Origin of the sequence: Aeromonas sp. QDB14, from assembly GCF_027707845.1 — a bacterium.
GTDB lineage: Bacteria > Pseudomonadota > Gammaproteobacteria > Enterobacterales > Aeromonadaceae > Aeromonas > Aeromonas caviae.
The window spans coordinates 115,469-124,151 of sequence record NZ_JAPCJD010000003.1; the positions used below are offsets into that span (position 1 = coordinate 115,469).

Here is an 8,683-nt window from a genome sequence, read left to right on the forward strand (position 1 = left end):
TTAACGATGGCGAAACTGCATGATTACTACAAATCCGATGTAGTAAATGAACTGTCCAAGCAGTTCGGTTACAAGACTATCATGCAAGTCCCTCGGATCGAGAAAATCACCCTGAACATGGGTGTTGGTGAAGCGATCTCTGACAAGAAGTTGCTGGAAAATGCTGCTGCCGATATGGCTGCCATTTCCGGTCAGAAGCCGCTGATCACCAAAGCACGCAAATCTGTTGCGGGCTTCAAGATTCGTGAAGGCTACCCGATAGGTTGTAAAGTAACCCTGCGTGGCGAGCGTATGTGGGAGTTCCTGGAACGGCTGATTTGCATCTCCGTACCGCGTATCCGTGACTTCCGTGGTCTGAACGCCAAGGCGTTCGATGGCCGTGGTAACTACTCCATGGGCGTGCGTGAGCAAATCATCTTCCCGGAAATCGACTATGACAAGGTCGATCGCGTCCGTGGTCTGGATATCACCATCACCACTTCCGCGAATACCGACGAAGAAGGCCGTGCTCTGCTGGCTGCCTTTAACTTCCCATTCCGCAAGTAAGGTTAGGGTTATGGCTAAAACATCCATGAAAGCACGTGAAGCAAAGCGTGCGAAGCTGGCAGCCAAGTTCGCGACCAAGCGTACCGAGCTGAAAGCTATCATCGTTGATATGAACGCTTCTGAAGAAGCGCGTTGGGATGCTGTCTTGCAACTGCAACAGCTGCCCCGTGATTCCAGTCCGTCCCGCCAGCGTAACCGTTGCAACATCACTGGTCGTCCGCACGGTTTCCTGCGGAAGTTTGGCCTCTCTCGCATCAAGGTGCGTGAGCATGCCATGAAGGGCGAAATTCCGGGCCTCAAAAAGGCCTCTTGGTAAGAATCTCGGGAGTTAGACTATGAGCATGCAAGATCCGATCGCGGATATGCTGACCCGCATCCGTAACGGTCAGGCGGCGAGCAAAGTTGCGGTTTCCATGCCTTCTTCCAAGCTGAAAGTGGCTATCGCCAAAGTGCTGAAAGAAGAAGGTTACATCGCTGGCTACAACGTAGCTGGTGACGTGAAACCGGAACTGGAAATCGAACTGAAGTATTTCCAGGGCAAGCCGGTTGTAGAACTGATCCAACGCGTGAGCCGTCCCGGCCTGCGTATTTACAAGCGCACTACTGATCTGCCGAAAGTCATGGGCGGTCTCGGTGTTGCTATCGTGTCCACGTCTAAAGGTGTGATGACCGACCGTGCTGCCCGCAAGGCAAGCATGGGTGGTGAGATCATCTGCTACGTCGCTTAATAGGAGGTCGGAAATGTCTCGCGTTGCTAAGGCACCCGTCACTATTCCTGCTGGCGTAGAGGTGACTCTGAACGGCCAAGAACTGTCCATCAAAGGTGGCAAGGGTTCCCTGGTTCGTTCCATCCACGCCGGTGTAGAAGTGACCAAAGAAGACAATGTACTGAAGTTCGCCCCGCGCGATGGCATCGCTGGTGCTGACGCTCAGGCCGGTACTGCCCGTGCATTGGTCAACAACATGGTAGTCGGTGTTACCCAAGGCTTCGAGCGCAAGCTGCAGCTGGTTGGTGTAGGTTACAAAGCCTCCATCAAGGGCAATGCTGTTGCGCTGGCACTGGGCTTCTCTCACCCGGTAGAGCATGCGCTGCCGGCTGGTGTCACCGCTGAATGTCCGTCCGCCACCGAGATCGTTCTGCGTGGTGTGGACAAGCAGCTGGTTGGCCAAGTCGCCGCCGATATCCGTGCTTACCGCGCTCCGGAGCCCTACAAGGGCAAGGGTGTACGCTATGCCAACGAGCAAGTGCGTACTAAAGAAGCTAAGAAGAAGTAAGGTAACACTATGGACAAGAAAGCAGCTCGTCTCCGTCGTGCTACTCGTGCTCGGAAAAAGATGCAGGAACTGGGAGCTACCCGTCTGGTTGTTCACCGTACCCCGCGTCATATCTATGCGCAGGTTATTGCAGCCAACGGTTCCGAAGTTCTGGCCTCTGCTTCCACAGTAGAGAAAGCCATCAGTGAAGCTCTGAAATACACCGGTAACGCAGATGCTGCTACCGCTGTAGGTAAGGCTATCGCTGAGCGTGCTATTGCCAAAGGCGTTCAGAACGTATCTTTCGATCGTTCCGGTTTCAAGTATCACGGTCGTGTAGCCGCTCTGGCTGCCGCTGCTCGTGACGCTGGTCTTCAGTTCTAAGCTAGGAGTCGAAGATGGCTAAAGTCGAATCTCAAGCCGGCGAACTGCAAGAAAAGCTCATTGCAGTAAACCGTGTTTCGAAAACTGTTAAAGGTGGTCGTATCATGTCCTTCACCGCGTTGACCGTGGTGGGTGATGGTAACGGCCGTGTAGGTTACGGTTACGGTAAGGCCCGTGAAGTTCCGGCCGCCATTCAAAAGGCGATGGAACAGGCTAAGCGTAACCTGAACAAGGTTGAGCTGAACAACGGCACCCTGCACCACCCGGTGCGTGGCGTTCACTCTGGTTCCACCGTGTTCATGAAGCCGGCCTCCCAAGGTACTGGTATCATTGCAGGCGGCGCCATGCGTGCCGTACTGGAAGTTGCTGGTATCCACAACGTGCTGGCCAAGACCTACGGTTCCACCAACCCAATCAACGTTGTTCGCGCAACTGTCGACGCTCTGGTTCACGGTCAATCACCGGAACAGATCGCGGCCAAGCGTGGTCTGCGCGTTGAAGAAATTCTGGGGTAATGCGACATGGCTAACACTGTAAAAGTAACTCAAACTCGCAGCTCTATCGGCCGTCTGCCAAAGCACAAGGCGACTCTGCGTGGTCTGGGTCTGCGTCGCATTGGTCACACCGTTGAGCTGGAAGATACTCCCTGCGTACGCGGCATGATCAACCAGGTTTATTACATGGTTAAGGTGGAGGGCTAAGCATGCGTCTGAATACTCTGTCTCCGGCCGCTGGCTCCAAGCGCGTCAAGCACCGTCCGGGCCGTGGTATCGGTTCTGGTCTGGGCAAGACCGGTGGTCGTGGTGTTAAAGGTCAGACCTCTCGTTCCGGTGGCGGCAAGGTCCGCAACGGTTTCGAAGGCGGCCAGATGCCTTTGAAAATCCGTCTGCCGAAGTTCGGTTTCTTCTCTCGCAAATCTTTGGTTTCTGCCGAAGTGCGCCTGAACGAAATCGCCCTGGTAGAAGGTGATGTGGTCGACGTGAGCACTCTGAAGCAAGCCGGTGTTATTACCAAAAACATCGTGTTCGCTAAAGTTGTTCTGTCTGGCAACATTGACCGTGCTGTGACCGTTCGTGGTCTGTCCGTCACCAAGGGTGCACGTGCAGCCATCGAGGCCGCTGGCGGTAAAATCGAGGAATAATCAGTACAATGGCTAAGAAACCAGGATTGGATGTTAAAGCACAAGGTGGTCTGAGCGAACTGAAGAGCCGTCTGCTCTTCGTTCTCGGGGCAATTATCGTGTTCCGTGCAGGCTCTTATGTGCCGATCCCTGGTATTGACGCCGCCGTACTGGCCGAGTTGTTCCAACAACAGAAGGGCACCATCATTGAGATGTTCAACATGTTCAGTGGTGGTGCACTCTCGCGTGCTTCTATTCTTGCACTGGGGATCATGCCGTACATTTCGGCGTCGATTATTATCCAGCTGCTGACTGTGGTTCACCCTGCTCTTGCTGAACTCAAGAAAGAAGGTGAATCCGGCCGTCGCAAGATTAGCCAATATACCCGTTGGGGCACGCTGGTTTTGGGAACGTTCCAGGCCATTGGTATTGCAACAGGTCTGCCGAATATGATGCAAGGACTCGTGACTCATCCGGGTTTGGGCTTCTATTTCACAGCCGTTGTGAGTCTGGTCACCGGTACCATGTTCTTGATGTGGTTGGGTGAACAGATTACCGAGCGTGGGATTGGTAATGGTATCTCGTTGATTATCTTCACAGGTATCGTCGCCGGTCTGCCTCATGCCATTGGCGCTACGGCCGAACAGGCACGTCAAGGGGAATTGCACATCCTGCTGTTGTTGTTGCTGGGCTTGATTGTTTTCGCTGTGACTTACTTTGTGGTGTTCGTGGAGCGTGGTCAGCGTCGTATCGTCGTTAACTATGCCAAGCGTCAACAAGGCCGCCAGGTATTCGCTGCGCAAAGCACACACCTGCCGTTGAAAGTGAATATGGCCGGTGTGATTCCTGCGATTTTCGCATCCAGCATCATCCTCTTCCCGGGTACCATTACCTCCTGGTTTGGTCAGGGCGAGGGCAAGATCGCTGACATTCTGCAACAGGTCTCTATGGTCCTGCAGCCGGGTCAGCCCTTGTACGAGATGCTCTATGCAGCAGCCATTATCTTCTTCTGCTTCTTCTATACCGCGCTGGTGTTCAACCCCCGCGAGACAGCAGATAACCTGAAGAAGAGTGGAGCCTTTATCCCGGGGATCCGCCCGGGCGAGCAGACAGCACGTTACATCGATAAGGTTATGACTCGCCTGACATTGGCAGGTGCGCTCTATATTACCTTTATCTGTCTGGTACCCCAGTTCCTGATGACTGCCTGGAACGTACAGTTCTACTTCGGTGGCACCTCGCTGCTGATTATCGTGGTAGTTATCATGGACTTCATGGCTCAGGTTCAGACCCATATGATGTCTCATCAATATGGCGACGTCCTGAGGAAGGCCAACCTGAAGGGCTACGGCCGCTAAAGGTCGGCGTAGTTACGGAGTTAAGCAATGAAAGTTCGTGCTTCCGTTAAGGCAATCTGCCGTAACTGCAAAATCATCAAGCGTCACGGTGTGGTGCGTGTGATTTGCAGCGAGCCAAAGCATAAACAGCGCCAAGGCTAATTTTTTACGGTTAGTACTTGCAACAAATAGTTGTGCTGGCTAATATAGCCAGCCAACTTTTGTTGTGTATTGGTTGACCGCCACGTATCCGCTCACGGGCTTTGTGGTGGTCGTTATCTACTATATGTAGGAGTGAATAGTGGCCCGTATCGCTGGCATTAACATTCCTGACCATAAACATGCAGTCATTGCGTTGACTGCTATTTATGGCGTCGGTCGTACCCGCTCCAAGGCCATCTGTGCCGCAGCCGGTATCGCTGAGAATGTGAAAATTAAAGACCTGGACGAAGCTCAGATCGAGAGTCTGCGTGAACAAGTAGGTAAATTCACCGTCGAAGGTGACCTGCGTCGTCAGATTTCCATGAACATCAAGCGATTGATGGATCTGGGTTGCTACCGTGGTTTGCGTCACCGTCGTAGCCTGCCTGTTCGTGGTCAACGTACCAAGACCAACGCTCGTACCCGTAAGGGTCCGCGCAAGGCTATCAAGAAGTAACGGGAAGGTAGAAAATGGCTAAAACTCCGACTCGTGCTCGCAAGCGCGTTAAAAAGCAAGTGAGCGACGGTATTGCGCACGTTCATGCATCTTTCAACAACACAATCGTGACCATTACTGACCGTCAGGGCAATGCTCTGTCTTGGGCTACCTCTGGTGGCTCCGGTTTCCGTGGTTCCCGTAAGTCCACTCCGTTTGCTGCCCAGGTAGCTGCTGAGCGTGCTGGTGAGATCGCCAAAGAATACGGCGTGAAGAACCTGGAAGTCATGGTCAAAGGTCCGGGTCCCGGTCGTGAGTCTTCCATCCGCGCTCTGAACGCGGCTGGTTTCCGCATCACTAACATTACTGATGTGACTCCGATCCCGCACAACGGTTGTCGTCCTCCCAAGAAGCGCCGCGTGTAACGCTGTAGCTACTTGGTCTAGGATTGTTGGAGAAAGAAGATGGCAAGATATATCGGTCCTAAGCTTAAGCTTAGCCGTCGTGAGGGCACCGACCTCTTCCTGAAGTCTGGTGTTCGTGCGATTGATTCTAAGTGCAAGATTGACACCGTTCCTGGTCAACACGGTGCGCGTAAAGCGCGTCTGTCCGACTACGGTGTGCAACTGCGCGAGAAACAAAAAGTACGTCGTATCTACGGCGTATTGGAAAAACAGTTCCGCAACTACTACCGCGACGCTGCCCGTCAAAAGGGTAACACCGGTGAAAACCTGTTGCAGCTGCTGGAAGGTCGTCTGGACAACGTCGTCTACCGAATGGGCTTCGGCGCCACTCGTGCTGAATCTCGTCAGCTGGTGAGCCACAAAGCCATCATGGTAAACGGCCGCGTTGTGAATGTTCCTTCTTTCCAGGTATCCCCTGAGGACGTGATCTGCGTTCGCGAGAAGGCTAAGAAGCAAGCGCGTATCAAAGCTTCCCTGGAAGTTGCTGGTCAGCGCGAGAAGCCGACTTGGGTAGAGGTTGACGCTGCTAAGATGGAAGGTGCCTTCAAGCGCCTGCCGGAGCGTTCCGACCTGTCTGCCGACATTAACGAACAGCTGATCGTCGAGCTTTACTCCAAGTAAAGCTAGCTTCTAAAGAGAGGACACAATGCTGGGTTCTGTAACAGATTTTCTTAAACCGCGGCTAGTTGACATCGAGCAAGTTAGCCCGACTCACGCGAAAGTGACTCTCGAGCCGCTTGAGCGTGGCTTTGGCCACACGTTGGGCAATGCCCTGCGTCGTATTTTGCTGTCATCTATGCCCGGTTGTGCGGTTACTGAAGTCGAGATCGACGGAGTACTGCACGAGTACAGCAGCAAAGAAGGTGTACAGGAAGACATTCTTGAAATCCTGCTCAACCTGAAAGGTATCGCTGTGAAGCTGGAAGGCAAGGACGAGGTAACTCTGTCCCTGACCAAGTCTGGAACAGGCCCCGTTACCGCTGGTGATATCACTCACGGTGATGAAGTCGAGATCGTAAACCCGGAGCACGTAATCTGCCACCTGACTGGTGCAAATGCTGAGATCAGCATGCGCCTGAAAGTTCAGCGCGGTCGTGGTTATGTGCCTGCTTCTGCTCGTGTTCACAACGATGATGAAGAGCGTCCTATCGGTCGCCTGCTGCTGGACTCCGCGTTCAGCCCCATCGTTCGCATCGCCTACAATGTCGAGGCGGCACGTGTGGAACAGCGCACCGACTTGGACAAGCTGGTTATCGACATGGAGACCAATGGTACTCTGGATCCGGAAGAAGCCATCCGTCGTTCAGCCACTATTCTGGCAGAGCAACTGGAAGCCTTCGTGGATCTGCGCGATGTCAGCGTGCCCGAGAAGAAAGAAGAGAAACCCGAGTTTGATCCGATTCTGCTGCGTCCTGTCGATGATTTGGAGCTGACAGTTCGTTCAGCGAACTGTCTGAAGGCAGAAGCTATCCACTATATTGGTGATCTGGTACAGCGTACCGAAGTTGAGTTGCTTAAGACTCCTAACCTCGGTAAGAAGTCCCTGACTGAGATCAAGGACGTGTTGGCCTCCCGTGGTCTGTCTCTTGGCATGCGCCTTGAGAACTGGCCGCCCGCCAGCATCGCTGACGAGTAATCCAGATTACGGGTTTCACAGATTTAGTTAGAAGGATAAGGTCATGCGCCATCGTTTGAGTGGTCGTCAACTGAACCGGAACAGCAGCCATCGTCAGGCTATGTTCCGCAACATGGCCAGCTCCCTGGTTCGTCATGAGATCATCAAGACGACTCTGCCTAAGGCAAAAGAGCTGCGTCGTGTAGTTGAACCGCTGATCACCCTTGCCAAGACTGATAGCGTTGCTAATCGTCGCCTGGCATTTGCCCGTACTCGCGATAACGCGATCGTGGCTAAGCTGTTCAATGAACTGGGCCCGCGCTACCTGGAGCGCGCCGGCGGTTATACTCGCATTCTGAAATGCGGTTTCCGTGCTGGCGACAACGCTCCTATGGCTTACATTGAGCTGGTAGACCGCCCGGCCGCTGCTGAAGCAGCTGCTGAGTGATAAAAGAAAAAGCCGGGCTTGTCCCGGCTTTTCTTTTAGTGGATTCTGATACTGCCTCTACTGCCTCTACTGCCTCTACTGCCTCTACTGCCTCTACTGCCTCTACTGCCTCTACTGCCTCTACTGCCTCTACTGCCTCTACTGCCTCTACTGCCTCTACTGCCTCTACTGCCTCTACTGCCTCTACTGCCTCTACTGCCTCTACTGCCTCGTTTTGTAAGTGAGAGATGATTTTTCAATAGTCTCTATATTTAAGTCGTTTATCTCTGCCTAAACGACAGGGGTTCTGTTGCATAGCCCAGAGTAGGGCAATGTCATCGTTCATTTGTCGTATAAGTAGGCCATGAGTCATGGAGTGTGGTGGCTATAGTGCCGTTGAGGGCTTGTTTCTGTGGATAAAGTTGTATAAAAGCTGTGTTTGGATATGAATAACTAAAAAAGTGCCGATTTTTACAATTTTATTGCAGAGGAGGGGTTGCCAGAACGAATTCGCTCCCTATAATGCGCCTCCATCGACAGGGCAAGCGGTAACGCAAACAAGCCGGTCGGTAGCCTAGAAAAGCCTTTGAAAATAAGGCTTGACTCGAGAAGGCGGTTGAGTAGAATGCCACTCCCGCAGCAGCCAAAAGCTGCGTCGCTCTTTAACAATTTGAATCAAGCAATCTGTGTGGGCACTCACAGCATCGAGCATCAAAAACAATTTTTGATATCAATGTCTGATGAAGTGACCAAAGCAACTTTTAGTTGCAGCAGTTAATTCAGCAATTCATTGAGCCGCCAACTCCTTGGTAACAAAGAGTGGCAACCAAACTTAAATTGAAGAGTTTGATCATGGCTCAGATTGAACGCTGGCGGCAGGCCTAACACATGCAAGTCGA

General features: G+C 52.8%; 15 protein-coding genes and 1 rRNA gene. All 16 read left to right on the plus strand.

Annotated features, from left to right (window positions below):
• Positions 1-6 precede the first annotated feature (6 nt).
• A complete protein-coding gene (rplE, locus tag PG887_RS01985; protein ID WP_005331162.1) occupies positions 7-546 on the plus strand; it encodes a 50S ribosomal protein L5 in 540 nt (179 codons plus the stop codon).
• Between the two features lie 10 nt (positions 547-556).
• Positions 557-862 (plus strand): 30S ribosomal protein S14, encoded by a 306-nt coding sequence (rpsN, locus tag PG887_RS01990; RefSeq protein WP_005331161.1) that lies wholly within the window; start codon positions 557-559, stop codon positions 860-862.
• A gap of 19 nt (positions 863-881) precedes the next feature.
• Positions 882-1,274, plus strand: coding sequence for a 30S ribosomal protein S8 (rpsH, locus tag PG887_RS01995; protein ID WP_010672564.1), 393 nt, complete (start codon positions 882-884; stop codon positions 1,272-1,274).
• Between the two features lie 13 nt (positions 1,275-1,287).
• Positions 1,288-1,821, plus strand: coding sequence for a 50S ribosomal protein L6 (rplF, locus tag PG887_RS02000; protein ID WP_010672565.1), 534 nt, complete (start codon positions 1,288-1,290; stop codon positions 1,819-1,821).
• 9 nt (positions 1,822-1,830) lie between these two features.
• A complete protein-coding gene (gene rplR, locus PG887_RS02005) occupies positions 1,831-2,184 on the plus strand; it encodes a 50S ribosomal protein L18 (protein WP_010672566.1) in 354 nt (117 codons plus the stop codon).
• Positions 2,185-2,198: 14 nt separating this feature from the next.
• Complete coding sequence (rpsE, locus tag PG887_RS02010) at positions 2,199-2,699, plus strand: 30S ribosomal protein S5 (protein ID WP_005340605.1); 501 nt, start codon at positions 2,199-2,201, stop codon at positions 2,697-2,699.
• Positions 2,700-2,705: 6 nt separating this feature from the next.
• The gene (rpmD, locus tag PG887_RS02015) at positions 2,706-2,885 is read left to right on the plus strand and encodes a 50S ribosomal protein L30 (protein ID WP_005307985.1); all 180 of its coding nucleotides are present in this window, start codon (positions 2,706-2,708) and stop codon (positions 2,883-2,885) included.
• Between the two features lie 2 nt (positions 2,886-2,887).
• The gene (rplO, locus tag PG887_RS02020) at positions 2,888-3,325 is read left to right on the plus strand and encodes a 50S ribosomal protein L15 (protein WP_005307987.1); all 438 of its coding nucleotides are present in this window, start codon (positions 2,888-2,890) and stop codon (positions 3,323-3,325) included.
• A gap of 8 nt (positions 3,326-3,333) precedes the next feature.
• Complete coding sequence (secY, locus tag PG887_RS02025; RefSeq protein WP_010672567.1) at positions 3,334-4,662, plus strand: preprotein translocase subunit SecY; 1,329 nt, start codon at positions 3,334-3,336, stop codon at positions 4,660-4,662.
• A 27-nt stretch (positions 4,663-4,689) separates the two neighbouring features.
• Positions 4,690-4,803: a 50S ribosomal protein L36 gene (rpmJ, locus tag PG887_RS02030; RefSeq protein WP_005319705.1), complete on the plus strand. Its 114-nt coding sequence runs from the start codon at positions 4,690-4,692 to the stop codon at positions 4,801-4,803.
• A gap of 139 nt (positions 4,804-4,942) precedes the next feature.
• The gene (gene rpsM / locus PG887_RS02035) at positions 4,943-5,299 is read left to right on the plus strand and encodes a 30S ribosomal protein S13 (RefSeq protein ID WP_005307991.1); all 357 of its coding nucleotides are present in this window, start codon (positions 4,943-4,945) and stop codon (positions 5,297-5,299) included.
• Between the two features lie 14 nt (positions 5,300-5,313).
• Positions 5,314-5,703 carry a 30S ribosomal protein S11 gene (gene rpsK, locus PG887_RS02040; RefSeq protein ID WP_005319702.1) on the plus strand — a complete coding sequence of 130 codons (390 nt, stop codon included), beginning with the start codon at positions 5,314-5,316 and terminating at the stop codon, positions 5,701-5,703.
• Between the two features lie 39 nt (positions 5,704-5,742).
• Entirely contained in the window at positions 5,743-6,363 is a 621-nt protein-coding gene (rpsD, locus tag PG887_RS02045; protein ID WP_010672568.1) for a 30S ribosomal protein S4, read from the plus strand.
• A gap of 25 nt (positions 6,364-6,388) precedes the next feature.
• Positions 6,389-7,378 (plus strand): DNA-directed RNA polymerase subunit alpha, encoded by a 990-nt coding sequence (locus PG887_RS02050; RefSeq protein WP_005307997.1) that lies wholly within the window; start codon positions 6,389-6,391, stop codon positions 7,376-7,378.
• A 43-nt stretch (positions 7,379-7,421) separates the two neighbouring features.
• Positions 7,422-7,805, plus strand: coding sequence for a 50S ribosomal protein L17 (gene rplQ / locus PG887_RS02055; protein WP_005307999.1), 384 nt, complete (start codon positions 7,422-7,424; stop codon positions 7,803-7,805).
• 813 nt (positions 7,806-8,618) lie between these two features.
• Positions 8,619-8,683: ribosomal RNA gene (locus PG887_RS02060) — 16S ribosomal RNA — on the plus strand; the annotation flags it as partial.